The organism is Sinorhizobium prairiense, assembly GCF_029201645.2.
In the GTDB taxonomy this organism is placed as follows: Bacteria; Pseudomonadota; Alphaproteobacteria; order Rhizobiales; family Rhizobiaceae; genus Sinorhizobium; species Sinorhizobium meliloti_A.
On record NZ_CP104133.1, the window covers coordinates 1,481,802 to 1,507,350 of the forward strand.

Consider the following 25,549-nt stretch of genomic DNA (forward strand, 5'->3'; position numbering starts at 1 on the left):
GGCGCAGCGGCTTTACATTTCTTTACATTCGCCCAGAACGGTCGAAACGTTGTCGAGTTAGCTTTTCTCCATCGCAGCAGGTGCTGCGGAGCAAAGGAGACTGGCAATGGACAACGAAGAAAAGGACCTGTCGGGCCCGGGCGCCGGCAAAGCCGTTTCGAAAGGATGGGGACGGCACGCGGCGATCGGCGGCCTCGCGGCCGTCGCGGCCGTCAGCGCGGTGGGATTTGCAGCCGCGCGCAGCGACGATTTCGGCTTCGGCATGGGCCGTTTCGGCATGGGCGGCCATGTAATGCAGGCGCATATGGGAGGTGGCGGCTTTATGGAACACCGGATCGGCACCATGCTCGACGAGCTCGATGCGACACCCGAACAGGAAGACAAGCTTTGGGACATCATCGATAATGCCCGCGCCGAGATCAGGCCGACTTTCCGGGACTTCCGCGAGACGCGCGAGGAGGTTATCGAACTCTTGGGCGCGCCGGGCATCGACCGGGCCGCCGCCGAGAAACTTCGCAGCGAACGCATTGCAGCCATTGACGAGGCCTCACGCAAGATGACGACCGCGCTGCTCGACGCGGCCGAAGTGCTGACGCCGGAGCAGCGCGTCAAGCTCGTCAAGCATTTGAAAGAGCGCAGGGGCCACGGCCGGTGGTAAATATGAGTCGGGCAGAAGATTGAGCGGAGCGCAGGGATGGCGGAACGGGTCTTGATTGTTGACGACGACACGCGCCTGTCCGCCATGCTCTCCGACTATCTCTCCGGAAACGGCTACACCGTCGATACCGCGGCGACCGCCACGGCGGGCATCGCCGAGCTCGGGCGCCGCAACCCTGACGTCGTCATCCTCGACGTCATGCTGCCGGATTTCGACGGCTTCGAAACCTGCCGACGCATACGCGCGGTATCGGACGTCCCCATCCTGATGCTCACGGCCAAAGGCGAGGAGACGGATCGCATCGTCGGGCTGGAGCTCGGGGCTGACGATTATCTGCCCAAGCCCTTCAATCCGCGCGAGCTTCTGGCACGGCTGAAGGCTATTCTGCGCCGCCGAAACGGCAGCGCCGCGGTTACGCGGTCCCTTCGCTTCGGACGGCTGGAGATCGATCCCGGTTCTCGCTCCGTCAGGATCGACGACCGCGAGTGTACGCTGACGAGCTACCAGTTCGACCTGCTTGTGGCCCTCGCCGAAAATCCCGGCCGCACGCTCTCGCGCGAACAGTTGATGGATGCGGTCAAGGGCGAGGAGCTGGATGCTTTCGACCGCTCGATCGACGTTCACATCTCGCGCATCAGGGCGGCCATCGAGAGCGATCCGAAACATCCGAAGCGCATCATAACAGTGCGCGGCGCCGGCTATGTCTTCGCCCGCTATCAGGACGATATGAGATAGAGCGATGCGCAGCCGGCTATTCCTGAAAATCTACCTGACACTGCTCGCGAGCCTTGCTGCGGTTGCCGTCGCCAGCGCCGCATTCGTATGGCTCGGGCAGGGCGAGGAGGAATCCGGTTGGCAAAGCCAGCGCGCCCGGTTCGTCGCCGCGCTCATTCCGCCGGACATGGACAACCGGACCGTCGAGGCGACCATTGAGCGGTTTTCACGCACCTTCAATGCCGACATTGCCGTATTCGACCCGCGCGGCGGGCTGATCGCAAGCGCCGGCAGCCCGCTTCCGCGCGACATTCTCGACCAGGCTTGGCGCCACGGCCCGGGCAATTTTCACACCATGGTGACCGAACTGCCCGACGGCCGTACCGTGGCTGCGCGCATGGAACGGCCCTTGCGTCCCTCCGGCCGCAATCCGCTCGCCTACCTCGTTTTGATCGCCGGTGTCATCGGGCTGGCCGCCTATCCGATGGTGCGTCACCTGACCCGCCGGCTGGAGCGGCTGCGCGTGGGCGTGGATGCCTGGGGCAAGGGCGATCTAGTGGCTCGCGTGCCGGAAGACGGCAGCGACGAGGTGGCGGCGGTGGCCAAAAGCTTCAACAGAGCCGCCGACCATGTCGAGCGGCTGATCAAGTCGCACCGGGCGTTGCTCGCAAATGCGAGCCATGAATTGCGCTCGCCGCTTGCGCGCCTGCGCATGGCGATCGACCTCTACGAGCAGGCGCCGAATGAGGATCGTAAGCACGAAATCATCCGTAATCTTTCCGAGCTGGACACGCTGATCGAGGAGATCCTGCTGGCCAGCAGACTGGACCACGTCGAGAACCTCGATGCGCTGGAGTCCGTCGACCTTCTGGCTCTCGTCTCGGAAGAGGGCGCGCGCAACGATGTCGAGGTTTCCGGAATGCCTGCGATCGTCGCAGGCGATGCTCGCCTGCTTCGCAGGCTCGTGCGCAACCTTCTGCAGAACGCGCTGCACCACGGCGGTCCACCTGTCACAGCCGCTGTCGCGCCGGCGGACGGTGCTGCGATCCTCAGGGTCCGCGATCACGGGCCCGGCATAGCGGATAGCGAGAGGCACCGCGTTTTCGAGCCATTCTACCGCCCTTCGGGACGCAGCGAGGCTGCGGGCGGCTGGGGTTTGGGACTGGCGCTGGTGCGCCAGATCGCCGAACGTCACGGCGGCGCCGTCCGCTACGAAGCTCCGCCGGACGGCGGCGCCTGCTTCGTCGTGACGCTGCCGGTGCAAAGCAGGCCTGCGAGGGATCGGTAAGGCGCCGGAACTCTTTCGAAAGATCCGCGTACCTCGACGCGGCAGTTGGAATGCGGCAAAGTGGCGTCACGCTGAGCCGTTGACCGCCTCGTGCAAGTACGCGCTACCGCCAATACAAGCCGTCACTTCACCAAACTGTATATTTTGCAAATATTCGAGCAATGCTAGCGTTCCCGAAGCTTGGGTCAGCTGTAGATTGAAGAAGAGGGGACAGCCATGGGCGGGAAAGCGCTTGCGGACACGGCGGCCCACATTCGTCGTTTGCAGCGGGGCTTGTCGCCACCCCTTGTTCCGGAGGTGTTTTCGGATGATACGCGACTGGTCGGCCGGTGGTGGAACAAACCGTTCGAGTATGATCTGCCGCCGCTGAAGGATCATGTGCTCTCTGCGAAATACTCCGGGCAGGGCATGGCCTCGGTGAAGATCGGCGGTCAGACGATTTCCGCTCCCGCGGCGATGGGGACGATCACGTTGGCACCAAGAGGCCACGGTGGATTTTGGCGCGCCGACGGCCCTGTCGAGGTCTCGAACATTTTCCTGGGTCACAAGCGCCTTCTGGCCAGCGCGGATCAGGTGGGAAATGGCCGAGAGCCCGAGCTGCTTGACCGCGTCAACTTCAACGATCCCAAACTGTTCACCATCATGGCCTTGATCAACGACGAGATAAATTCGGGAGACGCGATCTCCCACTTGTACATCGATCAGCTCCTCGACCTTGTCTGTCTTCAGCTCCTCAGGGCTCATTCCGCAACTTCAATGCCTATCTCGCCTGGACCGCAGCGTGGTCTTTCGGGTTGGCAGGTCAAGCGCGTCACCGGCTATATGCGCGAGAATATGGCGGAGGATATCCGGATTCAGGAACTGGCGGACCTGGTAAACTTGAGCCGATTCCACTTCTGTACGGCCTTCCGTATGGCCACCGGACAGACGCCATACGGATGGTTGACTCGCCAGCGCATCGCCTACGCCAAGACGCTGCTGAGAGATATGAAGCTGCGCGTCAACGATATCGCTCTGGCCGTGGGCTATGAAACACAATCCGCTTTTGCCGCTAGCTTTCGAAAAGCGGTGGGGATCACACCGACCGAGTTTCGCCGTCGGCTCTGACAGGCTTCCACCGGTCTCATCGGCGGAATGCCTCAGCGATGCCTGTATTTGCGCAGCTTGACGGCTGATGGCTGACTCACGCCGCAGTCCTTGATCGTCACAGCAAGATCCGAACAATTCCGAAAGACCGGAACAGTGAAGCCGCGGCGCACGTCCTATCCTCTATCGCCATTACTGAGCTGAAGGGGACCTTTCATGACTGACGAAACAGCAGACACGCATCCGCCAGGTCTTGCCATGTCACGCCGAGAAGCGCTTCAGGCAACCGCCGGAGCCGTGGCCTTTGCGGCGCTGCCGCTCCCAGCCGAGGCAGCTGCGGGTTCAACCGCAACGCCCGCGCCTGACACGCACACGCTGCCGTTGGAAGTGACCGTGAACGGTCGCGTCCATCAGCTGGTCGTCGATCCCCGCTTGTCGGTTCTGGATATGCTGAGGGAGAGGCTCTCTCTGACCGGCACCAAAAAGGGGTGCAACCAGGGTGCGTGCGGGGCCTGCACGGTGCTGATAGACGGCCAGCGCGTCAATGCCTGCCTGGCGCTCGCCGTCATGCATGACGGCGCGAAGATCACGACCATCGAGGGCGTCGCGGAAGGAGAGGCGCTGCATCCGCTGCAGGAGGCCTTCATCGAGCATGACGCCTTTCAATGCGGCTATTGCACATCGGGACAAATCATGTCGGGGCTCGGCTGCATCAGCGAGGGTCATGCGTCCTCGACCGAGGAGATCAGCTACTGGATGAGCGGCAACATCTGTCGCTGCGGGGCCTATCCCGGGATCGTGGCGGCCGTCGCCCAGGCTGCCAAGGAGGATCGTACATGAGACCCTTTGAATTTCAACGGGCGGCCAGCGAGTCCGAAGCGATCGCCGCAGCCGCTGCCGGAGCCAGATATCTTGCCGGCGGGACGACCCTCGTCGACCTGATGCGCGAGGAGGTGGAGACGCCGGAAAAGATCGTGGACATCAATCGGCTGCCGCTGAATTACATCCGGGCTACGGATGAGGCGATCGTCATCGGCGCGCTGGCGCGCATGTCCGAGGTCGCCGCCAATCAGGACGTGCGCAGATTGCAGCCGCTCATTTCGGAGACGTTGATCGAGGGTGCATCGCCGCAGCTCCGCAACGTGGCGTCGATCGGCGGCAATCTGCTGCAGCGGGTCCGCTGTCCCTATTTCCGAATGCTGGACGCGCCTTGCAACAAGCGCGTACCGGGCTCGGGATGCTCGGCAATCGACGGCCTGAACGCCGGCCATGCAATTCTCGGCACCAGCGAGCACTGCGTCGCCACACATCCATCCGACCTGGCCGTTTCTCTGGTCGCGCTGGGCGCGACGCTCTCCTTGAAGGGGCCGCGCGGTGAGCGAACCATTCCGGTAGAGGAGCTCTTCCGGCTTCCGGAGTCGACGCCTCATCTCGAGCACACGCTTGAACCAGGCGAACTCATCGTGGAGGTCCAGATCCCAAACGGCCCCTATGCGAGAAAGGCGCGCTACCTGAAGGTCAGGGACCGATCCTCCTACGAGTTTGCCCTCGTATCGGCGGCGGCGGCTCTTCATGTGGAGAACGGAACAATCCAAGAGGTCCGCATCGCTGCGGGGGCGTGGGCACCCGCCCGTGGCGCATGAACGCTGTCGAGCAGGCGCTGGTGGGAAAACCCGCCGCTCGCGCCAGCTACGAGATCGCGGCGGCGATTTCGACCGAGGAGACGCGTCCTCTCTCCCAGAACGGGTTCAAGGTGAAACTCCTTCCCGCAACGATCGTACGAGCACTCGAAATGGCAGGAGATGAGGCATGACGACGGCTATCGGTAAATCCTTGTCGCGCATCGACGGCCGCCTGAAGGTCACTGGCCAAGCCACATACGCGGCCGAGTTCAACCAGGAAGGCCAAGCCCACGCAGTCATCGTGGGCAGTACTGTCGGGCTCGGTCGAATGAGAATCGATTAACAGCGCAGCAGTCGAGAAAATGCCGGGCGTCGTGGCTGTCATAAGCCACATCAACGCGCAGCGGCTTGCCTACAACGAACACCGAGGACCTATCGACCCGCCGGCGGGAGAACGGCTTCACGTGCTGCAGGGCTCCGAGGTACGCTTCTTCGGAGAACCGGTCGCCATCGTCGTCGCCGAGACGCTCGATCAGGCGGAGCATGCGGCCAACGCCCTCAAGATCACCTACTCCGCCCGCCAGCCGCAGGTCGATGCACATGCCGGCGAGCGGGTCATCCCGGCCGTCGCGCGCCGGCCGGGTGCCCGGGCCGAAGCCGATCTCGCCCGCGGAGATGCCGACAAGGCGCTCGAAACCGCGGCCGTGAAAGTCGAGGCCGAATATGTCATTGCGCGTGAGAACCACAATCCGATGGAGCCGCACGCGACGATCGCCGCCTGGAACGGCGACCGCCTGACGCTCTGGAGCAAAAGCCAGTTCGTCGTCAACGAGCAGGCGGAGATCGCCGCCATTTTCGGGCTTCCGCCGGAGAACGTGCAGGTGAACTGCCCGTTCATCGGCGGCGCGTTCGGCACCAGCCTGAGAACCTGGCCGCACGTCACCCTGGCGGCTCTGGCCGCGCGGCACGTCAACCGTCCGGTAAAGCTCGTGCTCACCCGTAAACAGATGTTCTTCGCAACGGGGCATCGGCCTTACACGCTACAGCGCATCGCCCTGGGGGCGCAGGCCGACGGCAAGCTCATCGGTATCGTCCACGAAGGGGCAGGGGAGACGAGTCGTTACGAGGAGTTCATGGAGGCGCTCACGTCCGTGACGAGCTTCATGTATTCCTGCCCGAACGTGCGCACGAGCTATCGTCTCATTCCCCTGGACGCCAGCACACCGACCTATATGCGGGGCCCCGGCGAGGCGAGCGGTATCCACGCGCTCGAATGTGCGATCGACGAACTGGCCTACAAGCTTCAGATGGATCCGATCGACTTGCGACGGATCAACGAGCCGCAGATCGACGAAGGGCGGCAGGTTCCGTTCTCCAGCCGATCGATGCTGAAATGCTACGATCTCGGAGCCGAGCGCTTTGGCTGGAGTCGCCGGACGCCCGAGCCAGGCTCGATGCGGGACGGGCGCCTTCTGATCGGTTATGGAATGGCCAACGCCTCTTATCCATGCCTGTTTGCCCCGGCAAACGCCCGAGTAAGACTTCTCCCCGACGGGGCGGTGGAGGTGGAGGCGGCGGCAAGCGACATGGGGCCGGGCACCTACACCTCGATGACGCAGGTCGCCGCGGAATATCTGGGAATTCCCGTCGAGCGAATCAGGTTTTCTCTTGGCCGCTCCGATTTTCCGGCGACGCCGCCCCATGGTGGGTCGATGACCATGGCGTCTGTCGGCTCCGCGATCAGAGCCGCATGCCTCGATCTTCAGGCGAAGGCGGCCGTGCTTGCCGCAAAAGCCGGAGGCAATGCGGGGCTTGCCGGGCAATCGCCGGAAGCGCTGGAATGGCGCGATGGCATGCTGTTCGTGAAAGGCCGGTCCGATCGAGGCGTCACCTATGCCGAGCTCGTGTCCTATGGCGGGGAGAGCCCGCTCGTCGGGGAGGGGACTGCCGCCCGTGACGGCGAAACCGGACAGAAATATTCCATGCATTCATTCGGCGCGGTCTTCGCCGAAGTTGCCATCGATCCCGACGTGAAGACGATCAAGGTCAGGCGAGCCCTTGGCGCCTACGGAGTGGGCCGGGTCGTCAACCCGAAGCTTGCGACGAGCCAGTGTATCGGAGGCATGATCGGCGGCATCGGCATGGCCATCATGGAACGAACGGTGCTCGACAGGCGCAACGGGCGTCCGATCAATGCGCACATGGCCGATTATCTCGTGCCGGTGAACCTCGATACGCCGCAAATCGAAGCCCACTTCGTCGATGAGGAAGACACGATCGTCAACCCGCTGGGGGTAAAGGGGCTCGGTGAAATCGCGCTTGTGGGAATGTCGGCGGCGGTTTCGAACGCCATTCATCACGCGACCGGAAGGCGGGTGCATGAACTGCCGACAATGATCGAGAGCCTGCTGTAGAATGTAGCCGCTTTCTTCTCCTCATTCCTGTGCGCGTCACGGGAATGAGGGTCGCCGCTTCGGCGCTGTCTCTTGCTTCCTTCACGCCGAACCACCAGGCGGCACCACTTCCACCGGCTCCAATTTGCCGCTGAAGAGCGGCCGCCCGGCATAGAGGCCGCCGACCAATTCGAGCTCGAGCCGCTTCTCGTCCCGTTGCCGAACCTTCTCGATGATTTCGGCGACCTCGGGCAGATCCGCTCCCAAGGCCTCCAGTGTTTTCTGCCCGAGAACCAGCGAGGATTCGAACGTCTCACGAATGTGGAAATCGGCGCCCGCGCCGATAAGATCCAGCGCGTGCCGCCGGTCCGAGGCACGCGCGAGAACCGGGACGAGAGGGAACTCGGCCTTGATGAGCTCTACGATTTTCGTGGCGTCGTCCGCCTTGTCCACGCAGACCACGATCGCATTAGCGCGCTCGGCGCCCGCCGCATGGAGGATGTCGAGGCGCTTGCCATCACCGTAATAGACTTTGAAATCGAATTCGCGGGCTGTGTTGATCATCTCCACGTCGGTATCGATGATGGAAATGACGTGACCTCGTGTAAGAAGGATCTGGCTCACGATCTGGCCGACACGGCCGAAACCGATGATCAAGACATTGCCGCTGAGGTTCTCGGGCCGCTCGACGCCATCCGTCGACAGCGGAATGTTCCTCTCCACGAGGCGCAGCGCCGCGATCAGCAACGGCGTCACCATCATCGAGACGATGATGATCGCCGTCAGTATGGCGTTCTCTTCGCCGCTGATGATGCCGGTGCCGAGGGCCGCGGCGTAGAGCACGAAGGCGAACTCGCCGCCCTGCGCCATGAAAACCGCACGCTCGATCGCCTCCCAGTTGGACGCCCTGAAGAGCCGCGCCACCAGGTAGATGACGATGGCTTTTACGACCATGTAGGCGGCCACGTAGAAGAGGATCATCGCCCAGTTGCGAGCGATGACGCTAAGATCGAGCGACATCCCGACCGCAAGAAAGAAGAGGCCGAGCAGAATGCCCCGGAACGGTTCCACATCAGCCTCGAGCTGATGCCTGAACGTCGACTCCGACAGCAGGACACCGGCGAGGAACGCACCCATCGCCATGGAGAGACCGCCGAGCTGCATGACATAGGCCGACCCGAGCACAACCATCAGCGCTGCCGCCGTCATCACCTCCCTGGCCTCGACGCTTGCAATGAGGCCGAAAAGCGGATTGAGCAGATAACGCCCGGCGAGGACCAGGCCTGCAATCGAAGCAAGCCCGATCGCGATGGAAAGCCAGTCGATCCCCCCGGACGCGGCAACGCTTCCGGGCACGATCGGCGCGAGGAACGCGACCAGCGCAAGCAAGGGCACGAAGGCCATATCCTCCACGAGGAGAATCGACACGATGCGTTGTCCCTTCGGAGCCGCCATCTCTCGGCGTTCCTCCAGCAACTGCATGACGATCGCAGTCGAGGTGAGCACGAAGCCGGCGCCGGCGACGAAGGAGGGGGCCACCGGAAAGCCGGTCAGAACGCCGACGCCCGTCAGAAGTATCGCGCAAAGGGCGACCTGTACGATGCCCAGCCCGAAAATCTCGCGGCGAAGCCCCCAAAGGCGAGAGGGCCGCATCTCCAGTCCGATGATGAAGAGGAACATCACCACGCCCAATTCGGCGACGTGAAGAATGGATGACGGCTCCTGGAGCAGCCGAAGGCCGAAGGGGCCGATGGCAATCCCGGCGGCGAGATAACCGAGAACAGAGCCGAGCCCGATACGCTTGAAAAGCGGAGCCGCGACGACGGCCGCTCCAAGCAGGGCGATAACCGGCAGCAGGTCTATGCCGTGGAACTCAGCAGCCATATTTCGCTCCGAATTTCCAGATGACGGGCGCCTCGTAGAGCGGCACCAGCGACCGTTGAGGCCGGGACATCCTTCCACTCAACCGGGTTTGAATCAAGCGCGAACGCTTTCGACAGAACCTCAATTCGCTGCACGTCACGCTCGCTCAATCTCCCACGCCGTCAGCCGACGTCCGCCTTGAATTCGGACGTCGGCACGATCACCTCAGACGGTCGGAACGGTGCCTCCGTCGATGACGAATTCGGCGCCGTGGATCGCGGCCGCACGGTCCGAGGCCAGATAGGCGATGAGGTCGGCGACTTCGTGGGGGTCGGCCGGACGACCGATCGGGATCCCGCCAAGGCTGTCGAGGACTAGCTGCCGTGCTTCTTCGATCGTACCACCATTGGCCGCCTGTAGACGTTTCAGCAGGTCGACGGAGGACTCCGTCATGATCCAGCCGGGGGAGACGACATTGACCCGAACCCCCTTGGGACCAAGCTCCTTGGAGATGGACTTGCTGTAGGTCCTGAGCGCCGCCTTGGCGGAAGCGTAGGCGGTGGTGGCATCGGGCAGGGGAAGCACCGACTGGATGGAGGTAACGTGAACCACCGCGCCGCTGCCGCGTTCGATCATCTGCGGGATCAGAAAACGATCGAGGCGGACGGCAGCCAAGAGGTTGAGGTTCAGTTCGGACAGCCAGTGGTCGTCTGTAAGGGCAGTGAAGCCTCCGCCTGGTGTCGACGATCCACCAAGAACATGAGCCAGGACGTCGATGCCGCCAAAGCGCTCAAGGGCGGCCTTGGCCAAGGTTGCTGCCCCCTCGGACGTCTTCAGGTCTGCCCGGACGAACTCGACGCTGTCGACGGACTCTGGTGTTCCGCGGGCTGAGGTAATCACGCGGGCGCCTCCTGCCAGGAAGCGGTCAACAGTGGCGCGGCCCGCGCCCTTGGTGCCTCCGCTGACCAGCACACGCTTCCCCGCAAACTCGGTTGGATCCACTTTGCTGTTCATGCCGTGATCTCCAAAGCCTTTATCCCGTCGTTCTCGAGGGAAAACCGATAGGTGAAACGGATCGGGCTGCCTTTGAAGTCACCGTGGACGGGTCCTTCAACCACGACCTGAAGGTTTTCATGACGCACACTGTCCGGAGTGAAGATCGCCTTCACACCTGCAGCCTCGACGAGCAGGTTCCGCAGTTCGGCATGGCCTTCGTAACGACGTCCGTTGTCCAGCACGACCGTATCCGCGCTGAATGGCTTCAGCATGCCGTCAACGTCGAGAAGTGCGTTGGCTTTGACATAGTCCGCGATGGGTCTGGGTAATGGCGGGATCATGAGTGTCTCTCCTTTGCTTGCAGAAAATCTAGCACTCAGATATTGGTCACATAAGTGGGATTAACTTGCATGCGCTGATGAAGGGATCGGGACAATGGAGCAGGCCAGCCTGAAGGAACTGGAAGCTGCGGTCGCCATCGCCCGGCGCGGGACGTTCCGCGCCGCTTCGATCGATCTCGGTATCTCGACCACCGCGCTGAGCCATACGATCGGCAGGCTGGAGTCGGCACTGGGAGTCAGGTTGTTCAACCGCACCACGCGGAGCGTTTCGCTGACGGATGCGGGGCGCCTGTTCATTCAACATGTCGCTCCGTCGTTGCAGGATCTCCACGCCGCACTGGAAACCGTGCGCGAGCAGCGCGAAACACCTTCCGGAACGATCAGGATCAACGCGGCACCATTCGCCGCGCGCGCGATCATCTCGCCGCTCGTGCTCGAGTTCGTGCGCCGATATCCTGACATGAACGTTGACATCGTCACGGAGGGTAGGATGATCGACATCGTCCGGGACGGGTTCGACCTGGGGGTCAGAGTCGCAGGACTTGTTCCCAGCGACATGATCGCCGTTTCGCTCGGTCGGCCTCAACGGCACGCTGTCGTAGGGTCTCCTGCATATTTCGAGAGGCACTGTGTCCCTGTGGTGCCGCCGGATCTCCTTACCCACAAGTGCATCCGCGTCCGGCTACCTGACGGCTCGACGTACCGTTGGCGGTTCGAGAAGGACGGCGAGCAGGTTCAGATCGACGTCGAGGGACAGATCTCGCTCGATGAAGCCAGCCTCACGCGGGCTGCTGTGCTCGCAGGTGCGGGCATCGGCTACCTGTTCGAACAGGACATTCTTCCGGAGATCAAGACGGGGCGGGTCATCCGAGTGCTGGAAGACTGGACACCGCCGTACCCGGGTCTCTGCTTGTACTACCCCGGAAGGCGGAATCTTTCGGCAGGTGTTAGAGCTTTTCTGGAACTCGCTCGTGAGCTTGCGCGGCGAGATAGTGATTAACGAACCCGAGTTGCAGTGATCAGGTGCAAGGCAGAATTACCCCTCGTGACCGCCGCTGCTGAGAGCTTGCGATCGAATGTCGCCAGTTGCCCCCCACGCGCCTTGGCGAGCGCAAGGAGATAGGTATCAGTTACCTGCCCCGAAGTTAGGATTTTCGTGGGAGCGATATCACCTGAGCCGACAAGGCTCACATCGTCCGGCCAAAAACTGTGACCGGGGAGCGACCGCATTTTGCCGACGATCTCCATCACGAGTGACGGTGAACCGGGAGAATTCGGATATTTGGGATTGCCGACAATCCGGATGACGCCGTTTTCGGTAATGGGGCAGGTAGCCCACGCGGTCTGACCCGTCGCCGCGAACCATTCGTGCGCATCGTCATGGGCAACATGGCCCGGATCGATTAAGGCAATCAGCACATTGACGTCGAGCAGGAAAGTCACGGCAGTTCGTCACGCAAGGCGTTGACGATCTCGAGCGTCACTGGCGGAGCATCCGGCTGAGGTGATAAGAGAGGAATTCCATTGCGCTCGCCGCTGCTGCGCGGTCTGCGCAAAGAACGTCTAGCCAGTTCGGAAATGACTTCGCCGACGCTCCGGTGCTGCTGGGCTGCCATCGCCTTTGCGGCGATCAGTACATCGTCGTCGATTGCCAGGGTCGTTCTCATACCGGCCTCATTGCGCATCAGTCATCACGCATCATATAAAGGACGAGGTCGGCCTTCTCAAGGTGGAGGCGAAGGGACGCAGTCATTGGTCCGATCCGCTCACGGCGGAAAAAATCACAGTCTCACCTCTCTGCGCGAAACACGGGTCTCCGCGTGAGGCAGCGCTCCCGGCGGTTCGGTTGGTGAGTATGTTTTTGCGTTACGCTTCCGATTGGCGAACGTAATAACATCACCCATGCAGTCGCTGTCGATCACCGAGGACGCGATGACCAACACTTGTCTGGAATTCAGGAACCTGACGCTTGGCTACCTTGGCCACGCGGCCGCCGTCAAACCGCCGGGAGAGTGACATTCTTACTTTGCAGAAACAGGACACTTTAACTTTGCGGCTACATGCAATGTCACAGCTATTTAAAGATGAGACAAAGTAGTCAACTTAGAAACGCGACAACATCCTATCCATTATTACTGCATTTGCAAGTTGCTATATTTACAAAGTACGGAGACGCAAGCCGCCGGCCGGGTGGAGCTGGTCAGGGTTGCGCAGCCCGGTCGGCGGCGGATGGCTCCAGCTGCAAGATAAACTTTAGCTTTGACATCCCGATCACTCCGCCGCTTTCAGCTGCGCAAGGGCTTGCTGGCGCTTGGCGATGACCACCGGATCCTTGGTAAAATCCGTCTTCCGGCCAGGCTTCGTGCCGCGCTTTTGATAGCCATTGCTCTGGCTGCCGTCGCGAATGCCGAACATATGGTCCGTTTGGCCGGTGCGGCGCGGCCCGCCCTTGCTGCGCTGTTGCTCTCGTCCGGCCTGCATTTCGGCCACCACCGCCAGCATGTCATCAAGGCGCTTGTTCTCAACCACCTCGCAGCGGTGCACCGAGCGCAGCGTGTCGAAGGTTCTGTAGGGCAGGGACGTCCCCTCATGGGTGACCTCGAGGCGACCGTCGGGATAGTCGCAGACAATGACCTTCTTGCCGGCCAGCGCCGTGGCGAGGTCGGTCGGATCGAGGATGAACATCACCTTGTCATACCGCAGCGTCAGCGACTGCGACAGCTTGCGGATCTCCTTGCGGCACATCGCGCCATCGAGGTTCTCATGCGCGGCAAACGGCCGGTGCATGTCCTTCGGATTGCGCGGCGCCTTGCCAAAGCGGCGATTGAAGTCGGCCATGAACTCCGGCGCATAGGCATTCGCCGCGGCGATCGTGTCGATGCCGCGCAGCCGCAGTTCCTTGACGAGGCGATCCTGCAGCGTCTGGTTGGCGCGCTCGACGCGTCCCTTGGCCTGCGGGGTGTTGGCGCAGATGATGTCGATGTTGAGTTCATAAAGGGCTCGTCCGAACTGCGTCAGGCCACTGGTTCTGTCCTTCTTGGAAGCATGGGTGGTGCGGAAGACGCCATGCTTGTCGCTATAGAAGGCGATCGGCTTGCCCCATTGCTGCAGGTAGGCCTTCGTCGCGTGCAGATAGTCGAAGGTGTTCTCCGATCCGGCGAAGCGTAAGTGCAACAGCTTGCCGGTGGCATCGTCGATATAGACGAGCAGGGCGCATTTGGGACCGCGGTTCTCGAACCACCAATGAAGCGAGCCGTCGATCTGAACGAGTTCGCCGAAACAATCGCGCCGGCCGCGCGGCTGGAAAACCCGCTTCTTGCGCTCGCGTCGCGACACCCAGAGGCCGACTTCCATCATCCACTGACGCAGCGTCTCCTTGCTGACGGCAATCCGGTGGCGTTCCAGCAGCTTCTCGGCGGCCAACGTAGGTCCAAAATCCCCGTAATGCTCACGCACCAGATCGAGCACCAGGTTGCGGAAATCCTCGCTATGACGCCGGTTGCTCGGACGGCCGCGCTTCTTCGACACGAGACCGTCGGCGCCGTCCAGGTCATAGGCCTGCAACAGCCGGTGGACCTGACTGCGGCTGAGACGAAGCAACGCGGCCGCCTCGACGACGGTCAGGCTGCCACCGCGAATCCGCTGTATGAGTTCAAGACGATGCAATTCCTTCTGCGACATGGTGATCAAACAAGACATGACGACTCCGAACGCTCATGGTCTCAACCACGCTTCACGTCGCCAGTCTTCCTTCCAAACGTTGACGTTTGACCAGCATCCCGAGAGGCGACGACTGTCGCATCTCTAACTGGCTCATATGTCGCATCTCTAAACTGCCGCTACATGCAAAAATCAGATAATCTATCTTATGGAACACAACGCAGGTTTTGTTTCCGTTGCTTTGCTCAATGACAACAAGATGCTTGGACCTGATCCGCATCTTCACGACGCGATAGCGCGCGCAAGACAAATCTTGAAATGCTGAAGCGAGTCCACGCACCAAGTCCGCCTCAGGGATTTACGCAACAGAAGGCTATCCTGGGCCGCTTCTCTGACTGGACGCACTTCGCTGCCAGCTCGTACCTTTCCGATCCGCACGGCACATTGTACCTTCGGGTCGGTAGCAACGATTCCATAGAACGCCTGTGATTACAGGCGTTTCCAGTCACTCACTCACCCAGTTTCGGAGCCGAAACCGCACTCTTTGGAGCTTTGGTATGGTTAACGGGATCTGCTTGATCCTCGTTCGCCACATGTAGCCACCCGAAAGCTTGAACTCCGAAGCTACCTCCAGCGCGCGGTCCTGGCGCGCTTCGACGCCTTCAGGCTGGCGGTGTGTGAGCAAGGTGCGGTCACGCTCGCGGATCAGTTCGGTTATTTGCGGCTCGTAGGCGGCGAAAATTGCCGTCAGCCAACGGTTCACGAGATAAGACGGCCGCGGCATCTGCACGTCGAAGCGCGGCAAAAGAGCGATCGTGCCTTCCGCGCCGAGCCAGTCATCGCCGACCACCCACTGGTTCACCGTGAAAAGCCGCAGGAGGCGTCCGTGAGCGTCGACCCCCACAGCCGCAAGATGGTGGATCGGCCCTTGCGGTCCTTGCGGTCGCAAGAAGCAGTGGAAATGGCCGTGTTCTTCCGCTCCCTCTTCAGCCGGGTGGCAGTGATAGAACCATTGAGCGCCGCTCGTCGGGTCGAACACATCGCCTGTCGGGTAGTGGTCCCAGGCCTTGATTTCAGCCGTGTCGCGAAAGGTCTCGCTGAGCACGTTGAGACCGCCCTTGGCGAGCAAGGTTTCGCAGTAGGCGATCTCGCGGCGCGCGAGTTCTATGGCTTGCTCAGCCATTTTCCCGGTCCGGCAAGGGAATGGGCGGCGGAGGCGGCGGAAGCTTCTTGCTCTCGGTCGGGAGGGGAACCGGCGGCGGCGGCGGCGCGAGCTTGGGTGCCGCTGCCGTGCAGGGTGCCCCGGCGGCACAAGGCGCGATGGGCACTGGCGCGGGCGGCGGAGGTGGTGCCGCGAGCGGAGCTCCGGCGGCGCAAGGCGCACCGGCCGCACAAGGCGCGGCAGCGGCGCACGGGGCACCTGCGGCACAGGGCGCCGCCCCTCCCGCCGAACCGGAGGCCGCTGCCGGCTGGGCGCGCGGAACGGGATGACTGTGGTGATCGACTGCCACAGCGGCGGTCGCTGCCGCCAGCGCTGCACCGAAAAGAAGCGTGTTCCTTGTCGTCATTTCTTCTTGAACCCGTCGAGACCGAAAAGCGGACGCATCCAGACGCCGACGAACGAGCCGACAAAGGCAGTCGCAAACCACAGCCAGCCATGCAGGCTGCCCGAAGCGATGCCTGAGAACAGCGCGCCTATATTGCAGCCGAAGGAAAGCCGTGCGCCATAACCCATCAACAGACCGCCGACGACGGCCGCGAGCATGGAGCCAAACGGAATTTTTGCCTTCGGCGCGAATTTTCCGGCAAGACTCGCGGCGGCTGCCGCGCCAAGAACGATACCGAAATTCATCACCGATGTAACGTCGGCGAGGACGCTTGCATTGAGCGCCGCTTGCGGCCCCGGCCAGCTCCAGAACTCCCACGTCGCGACCGGAACGCCGACCGCCTGCGCCGCCTTGGCCCCCCACAGACCGAAGCCGAACGTGACCGACCAGGGATGGCCGGCAAGCAGCAGCGTGGCGACGTTGAGCAAAGCCATGAGCAGCCCTGCCCCCACCAGAGGCCATGGACCGTAAAGCAGCCAGGCCCAACCCGCACGCGACGGTTCCGGCTCCCTTTCGATATTGCCATGCGCGCGCCACTCGATCAGCGCCGTCGCCAGGGCAACGAGGCCGAGCCCTGCGAGCGTCGCGAGGATGGCAGTGCCGGTCCCGAGCTGCCGGCCGAGATCGATCGTGCCGAAGGATGGAAGGGTCAGCCACCACGGAAGATGCGCCGAGCCGATGAGCGCGCCGACGATGAAGAAGGCAAGCGTGACGAGCATGCGGGCCGAACCGCCGCCGACGGTGAACAATGTGCCCGAACCGCAGCCGCCGCCAAGCTGCATGCCCAACCCGAACATGGCAGCCCCGACGAGTACGGAGACCCCGACCGGCGCCAGCGCGCCGACGAGCGGCTGGCCACCGAGGCTGCCTGCCGAGATCAGCGGGATCATGGCCAATGCCGCCACGCCGATCATCAGCATCTGGGCGCGGATGCCGCGCCCGCGACGTTCGACCACCATCCGGCGCCACCCGCCCGTGAAACCGAAGGAGCCGTGATAAAGAGCGACCCCCAACATGCCGCCGACGACGAAGAGGGCCGCCTGCCGCAGATCGATCAGTTGCGCGATGACGAGGAAGCCTATCAGCAGTGCGCCGCCGGCTACGAGCGCCGGCCCACGGTCGACAATCGCCGGCGGCAAATATCGCGAACGATCAAAGGAAATGTCGGTCATTTCGAATTCCTGCCGCTTGTGCGGCATTGGTCAAATCGCGAATGTCCGCAGCTTGCGGACATTCGCCTGTTCTTCCGCTACAGCGGATCGGTCCCGGTCCGCTGGCGTCAGGTGCCCGACTTGTTTTCGACGGGGCGCGCCGGGTCGGCCGTCCATTCGGCCATCGAGCCGTCATACATGGTGGTGTTCTTGTTGCCTAGCACCTCGGACAGGGCGAACCATGTTACGGATGCCCAGTGCCCCGTGTTGCAGAAGGCTATGTTTTCCTCTTCCGCAGCCAGACCGGCGGCCTCGGTCAGGGCCTTCACAGTTTCGGGTCGGGCGAAAAGCGCGTGGTCCTGACTGTAGAGCTTGGAGTGCTCGATATTGATCGATCCAGGAATAGTGCCGTTGGCGCGCACGACCGGGCTCTTGGACTTGCCCTCGTGCTGCTCGGCCGGCCGGCCATCGATGAGCTTGACGCCGGCCTTAAGCGCGGCAGCGACTTCCTCGGTCGTCGCCAGCAGTTTTTCCTGCGGCTCGGCGTGGAACGTCGCCGGTTCGGGCTTTACTGCCTCGGCGGAACGGGCCCCGCCGGCGGCGTCGTACTGCCGCCACCCGCCGTCGAGGATCGAGACTTCCTCATGGCCGAGATATTTGAACGTCCAATAGACGCGGGTCGCGCCACCGAACTCAGTCGAATCCGTACCCCAGGGCACGATGACGACGTGATCGTCATCGTCGATGCCGAGATCGCCGATCAACTTGGTGATCTGCTCCAGCGGCGGCAGCATGCCGGGGACGCCACCCACCTCGGTACGCCAACCGGCGCTCGCATAGGGGGCGACCACCGCGCCCTGTATATAGGGCTTGTCGCCAAGTTCTGTCTCGGCGACCTTGTCGCGGATGTCGAGGATGACGACGTCCTTATCGCCGGCATGCGCCTTGACCCATTCGGCATCTACGAGTGGACTGATGTCGGCAGCCAGCGCTGAAGAGGCGAGGAAGGACAGCGTGAAGGCAAATGATGCGATGCGCATTTCGTGAGGCTCCCGAATTCATATGTGAACCTCATCTATCCCGCGATGTACGTCGAGTCAGGACATGGTTTGGCTGGAGATCCGCCAACTCTTGGAAAATCTTTCTGTACGGTACCAGCGATGCGGTAAGCCGCGTCGAGGACGCCCCGCCGGGAGCGTCCGCTGCTCCTGTGCAGCTGCATTGTCTCCAGTCGTTTCCTTAGAACTTGTGGCTCAAGCGCAGCGAACCGGCATGACTGTTGTAGGTGTCCGAGAATGAGCCGTTATATTCCACGCGGAGACCGAAGCCGCTATCCGTTGCAAGATCGATGCCCGCGGTTACCCGCCCGACCACGTCTGCCAGCGGCACCTCGCTGTCGAACATGCCGATCCCGGCCGGAGCACCGGCCAGCCGGGCCGAGGTATCCCAGCTGTCGACCGTGCTGAAGCTCACTCCTGCGCCTGCAAACGCCCGCATCACCGTCGTTTCGTTCACCTCGACCCGCGTGCCGACCTCGACAGCCGGGGTTGCGTGGAAGCTCCATTGGCCGGCGTCGTCGACCAGAAGGTCGAGCGCGCCGGTTCCCGCCTCGCGATAACCGCTGGCATGCGAGTAGATCAGATCGAGATCGATCAGAGGCCGCACATAATAGGGCTCCTGCGCGAAGGTATAGGCGGCGCGTACCCGGGTGCTGAGGTTGTAGATCTCCGGATCGCCCTCGGCCTGGCCGGCGAAGCCCGGAATGCGGATCGTGCGCGTGTTGTCGTACCAACCATAGCTGCCGGCGACGGCGCCAGACAGCAGCCATGGGCCGATCTCATGCTTCAGCGAGGCGCCGGCATAGATGATGTCGCCGTCGGCGTTGACCCGGCCGTCGTCGCCGCGAATGGAACTGCGGTCATAGCCGCCGGCGAAGCCGACGAACCAGTCCGGCGACACCTCCACCTGGGCCCCCGCCCGAAGAGCGTAGGTCGTCGTATCGAAGCCCGACACGCCGCCGCCGGCCTTCTGGTCCAGTGTTTGTGCGCCGGCCTGGCTCCACATGCAACTCGTCTCGACCAGAGCCGAGGTGCCATCGGCAAACATCGGGCAGCTCAATAGCAGGTCGAGACGCTGCTGCGTCATGGCGATGCTGCCGGCCGCGGCCGCGCCTGAAATGCCGGGCGACATGTCGGAGAGAGCAGCCGCGTAGTCGCCGGAATCGTGGTCGGCCAGAGATCCGAGCGTGCCGAAAAGCGTGCCGAAGGAACCGCCGCCGGCGTCCCAAACCTGCTGCAGATGACCGGCGACGTTGTTCTGGTCTTCGTTCAGCACGGCACCGGGATCGGTGAAGTGAGCCGAATCCGCTGAAACCGACAGCTCATTTCCCGCCCGGCTGATGGAATAATCGAAGATCGACAACTCGGCGCTCAACGAATGGTCCAGGGCGCCTTCGACAGTGAGGAACGGCAGGCTGATGTCTGGCAGGACGCTGATGGCGTTCACCGTCAACTTGCCGGCGAGCGTGGCGTCGCCGTCGATGATCAGCCGGTCCATACGGAAGCCGGCGAAGTCGGCGGTGATCCCCAGCAGCCCACCTGCGTCCTGCGTGAGGTTGCCTGTGATCCGGGTGCCGTCGATACCGCCGGAACGACCGATCGTGAGGCTGCCATGATTCATTACGTCAGCCTCGTAGATCTCCGCATCCGCCAGCAGGCCGCCTGCCTCGTTGACGACGGAGACCGCCGTGTCGCCGCCCAAGCGGGCCACCCTCGACATTTTGGCCGCGACGGGCAAGGCTCCTTTCACACTGCCGCTGATCGTACCGGCGTTGTTCACCATCAGGGTGCTGTCTCCGGGCGAGTTTACGCCGGCGGTATATTGAACGGCGACGCCCGAAGCGGCCGAGACGCTGCCTCCGGAGTTGACGGTCAACACGTTGTTTTTACCGGCCGAAACCCAGATGCCGGCGCCGTTGTCGCCGGAACCGCCGGTGACAGTACCACTGACGGTCACATCGACCGTGCCGTTGTTGTCCGTTCCTGCATCGCTCTGCGCGAATATGCCGATCGAGTCCTTGCCGGACGCCTGAATAGTCCTGCCGGCAGCGAGGCTGACGGTAACATTGCCGCTCTTGCCGTCCGAGGAGAGATTTCCGTTGGAACCGATAAAGGCACTCGTCGCATTGCCGCCGAAGCCGCCGCCGCCCCCGATCGACTGCGCCAGCACGCCGAAGGCGTAGTCGCCGCGCGTGAAGATGCTGCCGTCGGCCGTGACGGCGACGTTGCCACCATCACCGTAGCTGCCGGGGCTGTTGCCGGTGAAAGAGAGCGGTGCACCAGAGGCGGCGCCGCCAACACCGCCGCCGCCGCCGATCGACTGGCCGACAAGGCCATGGGCGGCTATGCCCCGCGTCGTGATCGAGCTCTGGCTCGTCAGGTCGACCGTGACTGCGCCGCCGTCTATTGTTCCACCGCCCGAGCCGCCCACCACCAGCGAGGCAATGCTGTCGGCCTCGCCAGCGCCGCCGATGCCGCCGCCGCCGCCGATCGACTGGGCGACGAGGCCGAATGCCCGTGCGCCCGAAGTGTTGAGAGTCGTGCCGACGCTGAGATCGACTTCGCCGCCGCTGCCGCCGACACCGCCGCTGCCGCCGACAACGAGATCGATCGTGTGGCTGTGCTCTTTTTCGGCGGCGGTGCTGCTTCCGGCGCCGCCGACGCCGCCGCCGCCGCCGATCGACTGCGCTACGATGCCGTGCGCGTCATCGCCGCTCGTCGAAAGGTTGATCCACCCCTTCGCAGTGACCGTACCGCCGCTGCCGCCGGCACCGCCGCTGCCGCCGAAGCCGCCGCCGACCGTAATCCTGCCTGCCGCCTGGTCGGAACCATCGCCGCCCTGCCCGCCGCCGCCGCCGATCGACTGCAGCAGCACGCCATAGGCGCTGTATCCCGCGGTGCTGATGCTGTTGCCATGATTGTCGTCGAAGGTGACGTCGACCGCACCGCCATTGCCGCCCGCACCGCCACTGCCGCCGACACCGACGGTGATGTTTGCCGTTGCCTGGCTTCCGGACGCGGTGGAGGTGCCGCCCGCACCGCCGCCCCCGCCGATCGACTGGGCGACGATGCCGTCGGCCCAGTCGCCCAGCGTGGCGATGCGACCGGCATGCGTCAGCGTGACCGCGTTGCCGTTTGCGGCCGTCCCGCCAGTGCCGCCGTCGTCGATGGTCGCGCCGACACTGACTCCGAAGCAGTAGCCGGATTCACCATCGCCGTCGATGCTGGAGCAATCGCTCTCTCCCTCGTCGTCGAGCGGCTCGGAACCGTCGGAAGTAGCCTGCCCCACCGAGCCGCCCAGCCCGCCGCCACCGCCGATCGACTGCGCCAATACCCCGTCGGCATCGGCGCCAAAAGTAGTGATCTTACCTGCGGTGGTGACGTCGACCGTGCCGGCCGAGCCGCCGCTGCCGCCGGTGCGGCCAAGCGAAACGTCGACAGATGCGGAGAAAGCGCCGCTGCCCTCTTCCGATTCTTCGGCTTCCTCGCCGCCGCCGGGCAGACTGGCGCTGGCCGACAGCCCGACGCTGGCGCCCTGCGAAGTCCCGCCGCCACCGCCGATCGACTGAACGAGCACGCCGCGCGAACCGGACCCGCTGGTCTGCAGGCTGGTTCCGCCGTCGAGCGTCACAGTCGCGTTCCCGGCGCCGGCGCCGCCGCTGCCCGATCCGCCGATCCCGACTTTTGCCGTCAGGTTGAAGCCGCTGCCGATCTGCTTGCTGTTGACACTGCCGACGCCGCCATTGCCGCCGCCGCCGCCGATCGACTGCGCCACGATCGCATTGGCATAGTCGCCGACCGTCGCCACCGAGGCGCTGTCATCGAGATCGACCGTGACGGTACCGCCATTGCCGCCGCCGCTGCCCGAGCCTCCGACCGAGACGCCGATGTCGGCGCTGACCGTGTCCACCGTGCCCGCCGTCGCGGCCATCGACGACGCGCTGCCGCCATTGCCGCCGCCGCCGCCGATCGACTGCGCCACGAGGCCATGCGACGAAGCGCCTTTCGTGGAGACCGCGGTGCTGCCGTCGAGCGTCAGTGACACCGCGGCGGCGTCATGGGACGATCCACCGCTGCCTCCAACCGCCGTGGAGACGCTCATCGCCAGGGAGACGTCCTCACCGGTCGGCACCGCCACGGTGAGGGCGTCGGCAATCGAAGAGCCGCCACTGCCGCCGCCGCCGCTGATCGACTGCGCGAGCACGCCGATGGCATCGGTCACGTCGCCGTCGTCCTGTCCGGTCCAGATGGAACTGTCGGTCAGATGCACTGTAACCTTGTCGCTGTACCCGCCGTTGCCACCGGTACCGCCGACGGCGACCGACGCGGTGAAGCCGAGACCTGCGGAATAGGAGCTCGCGGTACCGCCGGTGCCGCCGCCGCCGCCGATCGATTGCGCCACGATGCCCGCGGCGTGCGAGCCGCCGGTCATCAGGCTGAGGCCCTGGAAGCCGACATCCACGGTATTTGCATAGCCGCCACCGCCACCGCCGCCCCCGATCTGGAAGCTGCCGAACCCGGCATCGCCGCCCGTGGCGTTGCCGCCATTGCCGCCGCCGCCGCCGATCGACTGCGCGAGAATGCCGACCGCTCCGGAACCCCCGGTCGCGATCGTGACGGGCTGCGGCGCTCCGGAACCTGCGGAGCAATCGCTGCTGGGATTCGCATTGGTGACGCAGACCCATCCGCCGCTACCGCCACCCGAGGCACTGCCGCCGACGCCCAGCCCCGGAACCGCAACCGACATATCGATCACATTGCCGCCATTGCCGCCGCCGCCGCCGATCGACTGCGCCATGATCGCATGCGCCATTTCTCCCTGCGTGGTGACCGAACCGCCGGACAGCAATATGTTGGCATGAGTACCGTAGCCGCCGGCGCCGCCCGAGCCTCCGACGCCCGCGATGCCTTCAGCACCGCCACCTGAACCGCCGCCGCCGCCGATGGATTGCGCCATGATGCCGATCGCCGCGTCGCCGGCGGTGCTGATGGCACCCGAGCTCCGGACCTCGGCAGTACCGCCGTAGTTGGCGGCGCCGCCGGTACCTCCGATAGACAGCACCCCGCCCGCCGTGCCGGCAGCGCCGCCGCCGCCGCTGATCGACTGCGCGATGATGCCGTGCGCGGAATAGCCGGTCGTGGTGATGATTCCGGTATGCTGGACGCTGGCCGTCTCGGCCTTCCCGCCGTCGCCGCCATCGCCACCCAGCTCGAGCGTCAGCCCGTCGGCGATGCCGCCGGTGCCGCCGCTGCCGCCGATCGACTGTACCAGGATGCCATAGGAATGGTCGCCCGAGGTGTCGATCGTCCCGCCAGCATTGTTGATGGTGGCCGTATTGCCATCGCCGCCATTGCCGCCATTGCCGGCACCGCCGCCGAGCACGTCGGTGAAATCGCCGCCCGTGCCGCCGCCGCCGCCGATCGAATGCAGGGTGACCGCAGCCGAAAAGTCCCCTGTCGTCGTGATCCTGGAGCCAGCAGTGACATACGCGCCGACACCGCCGGCATTGCCACCGTAGCCGCCGCCGCCGCTCGTTCCGACAAGGGCCGTGTCGTCGCCGCCATTGCCTCCCTGACCGCCGATGCTTCCCCCAGCAGGCCGTAGGCCTCGAGGCCGTCGGTCTCGATGGAACCGCCATAGACGTTGATCTGAATCTCGCCGACGTCGCCGCCTTTACCGCCGGAGCTGTCCTTCTCGCCGCTGGCGCCGTCGCCGCCTCTACCGCCCTGGGCCAGCCCGACGACGCCGGCGACATAATCGCCTTTCGTCGAAACCGTGACACCCGATTGGACGCTCAGGGTCGAGTTGAACGCAGAGCCGTTCCCGCCACGACCTCCGGTCGTTGACTTGGTGCCGGCGCCGCCATCACCACCCTGACTGATGGCAACGATGCCGCCGGACAGGTCGTTCGGGCCGGAGCCGGTGGCGACCACGGTGATGTCGGAATAGGTGTCGATGCTGAACTGGTCGCCGTCCGCGCCGGCGCCGCCATTGTCGGATGAATCCTGAGAGGCCGTGCCATAGGAGCCTTGGCTGAACGCATAGATGCCGCGCACGCTGTCGGCACTGTTCGAGTAGATGTTGATCGCACCGACCGAGGCATTTCCGCCGGTTGATCCGTTGGTGATGCGGATGGCGCCACCTGCCCCACCCGCGCCATTGTCGTGCCCCCCGCCTGGCCGATGGATTGGGCGGCGAGACCCCAGACATAGTCCAGCCCGTTCAGCGGGTTGGTCGCGCTGCCGAGATTCACCTGCCCGGTGTTGGTGATGCTGATGCTTCCGCCGCTACCGCCGCCCCCGAACTGGTCGCCTGCCGCGCCGCTGTTCTGGTTGCCGCCGGTGCCACCCTTGCTCACGGCATGGATGCCGGCCATGCCCCTGGCCGTATTGGAGCTGAGCGACTCTACGCTCAGCGCGCCGTAGTTGGTGATCGTCAGCGCGCCTCCGGACCCGCCTGCCCCACCATTGGACTTGTAATTGTCGTTATCCCCGTCCCCCGAGCCGCCGAAGCTCGTTGCGGAAATCAGGCTGCCGATCGAGCCTGGATCCGTCGAGGTGGTCAGGGTTATGGGCCCGTAATTGGTGATCGTCACGGCGCCCCCTGCGCCGGCGCTTCCCTCGTCGACGCCAGCGCCTCCCATCGTGTATGTCATGATGACACCGCCGACGGAATCCCAGGGCATGGTGTAAGGGAGACTGGCGCCGGCCGTGTACGAGGCCTGGGTGTCGATCGTTATGTTCGCTCCGGGATCGCCGTTCTTCTCATCCTTGTCATCGACACCACTGTCGCCCCAACAGGCCGACCATGTGTATCCATAGTCGACCTGGCCGATCGTCTGGGTTGCACTTCCATTGCAACCCGCATACGCCTCGCCGGCCAGGGCCGCCCCGCCGAGACCCACGGCCAGCACGAACAAAAAATGCGAGGTGTTCCGCTCGGACGGAAGCGCCGCTTGGTCGCCGGGCCGGAATGCTGTGAGCGAAGACCTCGGCCGGGCTTTCCTGCTTCTGGTGGCGTGCTTCATCCGATGTATCCCCCGAAAATGGCGCCCGTACAGCGAGACACGGCGGCAAGCCTTGCACCGCCATGTTCAACGTGCGAGTGTGCG

At 63.8% G+C, this 25,549-nt stretch carries 14 protein-coding genes and 4 pseudogenes; 8 read left to right on the top strand and 10 right to left on the bottom strand.

Annotated features, from left to right (window positions below; genetic code table 11):
- Positions 1–106: 106 nt before the first annotated feature.
- From N0Q91_RS30250 to N0Q91_RS30280, 7 genes and pseudogenes are all read left to right on the top strand, one after another.
- Positions 107–658 (top strand): Spy/CpxP family protein refolding chaperone, encoded by a 552-nt coding sequence (locus N0Q91_RS30250; RefSeq protein WP_275599097.1) that lies wholly within the window; start codon positions 107–109, stop codon positions 656–658.
- Between the two features lie 36 nt (positions 659–694).
- Positions 695–1,393 carry a response regulator gene (locus N0Q91_RS30255; protein ID WP_275599098.1) on the top strand — a complete coding sequence of 233 codons (699 nt, stop codon included), beginning with the start codon at positions 695–697 and terminating at the stop codon, positions 1,391–1,393.
- Between the two features lie 4 nt (positions 1,394–1,397).
- Positions 1,398–2,660 (top strand): sensor histidine kinase, encoded by a 1,263-nt coding sequence (locus tag N0Q91_RS30260; RefSeq protein ID WP_275599099.1) that lies wholly within the window; start codon positions 1,398–1,400, stop codon positions 2,658–2,660.
- Positions 2,661–2,876: 216 nt separating this feature from the next.
- On the top strand, positions 2,877–3,767 hold the full coding sequence (locus tag N0Q91_RS30265; RefSeq protein WP_275599100.1) for a helix-turn-helix domain-containing protein: 891 nt from the start codon (positions 2,877–2,879) through the stop codon (positions 3,765–3,767).
- Between the two features lie 195 nt (positions 3,768–3,962).
- Positions 3,963–4,586, top strand: coding sequence for a (2Fe-2S)-binding protein (locus N0Q91_RS30270; protein ID WP_275599101.1), 624 nt, complete (start codon positions 3,963–3,965; stop codon positions 4,584–4,586).
- Positions 4,583–5,559 (top strand): annotated as a pseudogene (locus N0Q91_RS30275) (FAD binding domain-containing protein). Before N0Q91_RS30270 ends, N0Q91_RS30275 begins: the two are co-directional and overlap by 4 nt.
- A pseudogene (locus N0Q91_RS30280) lies at positions 5,556–7,782 on the top strand (xanthine dehydrogenase family protein molybdopterin-binding subunit). Before N0Q91_RS30275 ends, N0Q91_RS30280 begins: the two co-directional pseudogenes overlap by 4 nt.
- Before the next feature lie 81 nt (positions 7,783–7,863).
- On the opposite strand, the gene N0Q91_RS30285 reads toward N0Q91_RS30280, so the two are convergent.
- The 3 genes from N0Q91_RS30285 to N0Q91_RS30295 form a co-directional block, all read right to left on the bottom strand.
- Positions 7,864–9,645, bottom strand: a complete 1,782-nt coding sequence (locus tag N0Q91_RS30285) for a monovalent cation:proton antiporter-2 (CPA2) family protein (protein WP_275599102.1) — start codon at positions 9,643–9,645, stop codon at positions 7,864–7,866.
- 204 nt (positions 9,646–9,849) lie between these two features.
- The gene (locus N0Q91_RS30290; RefSeq protein ID WP_018099177.1) at positions 9,850–10,638 is read right to left on the bottom strand and encodes an SDR family oxidoreductase; all 789 of its coding nucleotides are present in this window, start codon (positions 10,636–10,638) and stop codon (positions 9,850–9,852) included.
- Positions 10,635–10,961, bottom strand: a complete 327-nt coding sequence (locus N0Q91_RS30295; protein WP_102763395.1) for a nuclear transport factor 2-like protein — start codon at positions 10,959–10,961, stop codon at positions 10,635–10,637. The genes N0Q91_RS30290 and N0Q91_RS30295 overlap by 4 nt, the downstream gene beginning before the upstream one ends.
- Before the next feature lie 94 nt (positions 10,962–11,055).
- On the opposite strand from N0Q91_RS30295, the gene N0Q91_RS30300 reads away from it, so the two are divergent.
- Positions 11,056–11,961 carry a LysR family transcriptional regulator gene (locus N0Q91_RS30300; protein WP_275599103.1) on the top strand — a complete coding sequence of 302 codons (906 nt, stop codon included), beginning with the start codon at positions 11,056–11,058 and terminating at the stop codon, positions 11,959–11,961.
- Here the strand turns inward: N0Q91_RS30300 and N0Q91_RS30305 are convergent.
- From N0Q91_RS30305 to N0Q91_RS30335, 7 genes and pseudogenes are all read right to left on the bottom strand, one after another.
- A complete protein-coding gene (locus N0Q91_RS30305; protein WP_275599104.1) occupies positions 11,958–12,404 on the bottom strand; it encodes a TA system VapC family ribonuclease toxin in 447 nt (148 codons plus the stop codon). The two genes, N0Q91_RS30300 and N0Q91_RS30305, sit on opposite strands and share 4 nt — an antisense overlap.
- On the bottom strand, positions 12,401–12,628 hold the full coding sequence (locus N0Q91_RS30310; RefSeq protein WP_080636789.1) for a CopG family transcriptional regulator: 228 nt from the start codon (positions 12,626–12,628) through the stop codon (positions 12,401–12,403). Before N0Q91_RS30310 ends, N0Q91_RS30305 begins: the two co-directional genes overlap by 4 nt.
- Before the next feature lie 604 nt (positions 12,629–13,232).
- Positions 13,233–14,660, bottom strand: a complete 1,428-nt coding sequence (locus N0Q91_RS30315) for an ISNCY family transposase (RefSeq protein WP_275596165.1) — start codon at positions 14,658–14,660, stop codon at positions 13,233–13,235.
- A 565-nt stretch (positions 14,661–15,225) separates the two neighbouring features.
- A pseudogene (locus N0Q91_RS30320) lies at positions 15,226–15,804 on the bottom strand (DUF6969 family protein); the annotation flags it as partial.
- Positions 15,805–16,185: 381 nt separating this feature from the next.
- Positions 16,186–17,400: a YeeE/YedE family protein gene (locus N0Q91_RS30325; RefSeq protein ID WP_275599106.1), complete on the bottom strand. Its 1,215-nt coding sequence runs from the start codon at positions 17,398–17,400 to the stop codon at positions 16,186–16,188.
- Between the two features lie 107 nt (positions 17,401–17,507).
- The gene (locus N0Q91_RS30330) at positions 17,508–18,419 is read right to left on the bottom strand and encodes a sulfurtransferase (RefSeq protein ID WP_275599107.1); all 912 of its coding nucleotides are present in this window, start codon (positions 18,417–18,419) and stop codon (positions 17,508–17,510) included.
- 199 nt (positions 18,420–18,618) lie between these two features.
- Positions 18,619–25,465 (bottom strand): annotated as a pseudogene (locus N0Q91_RS30335) (autotransporter outer membrane beta-barrel domain-containing protein).
- Between the last annotated feature and the right edge of the window lie 84 nt (positions 25,466–25,549).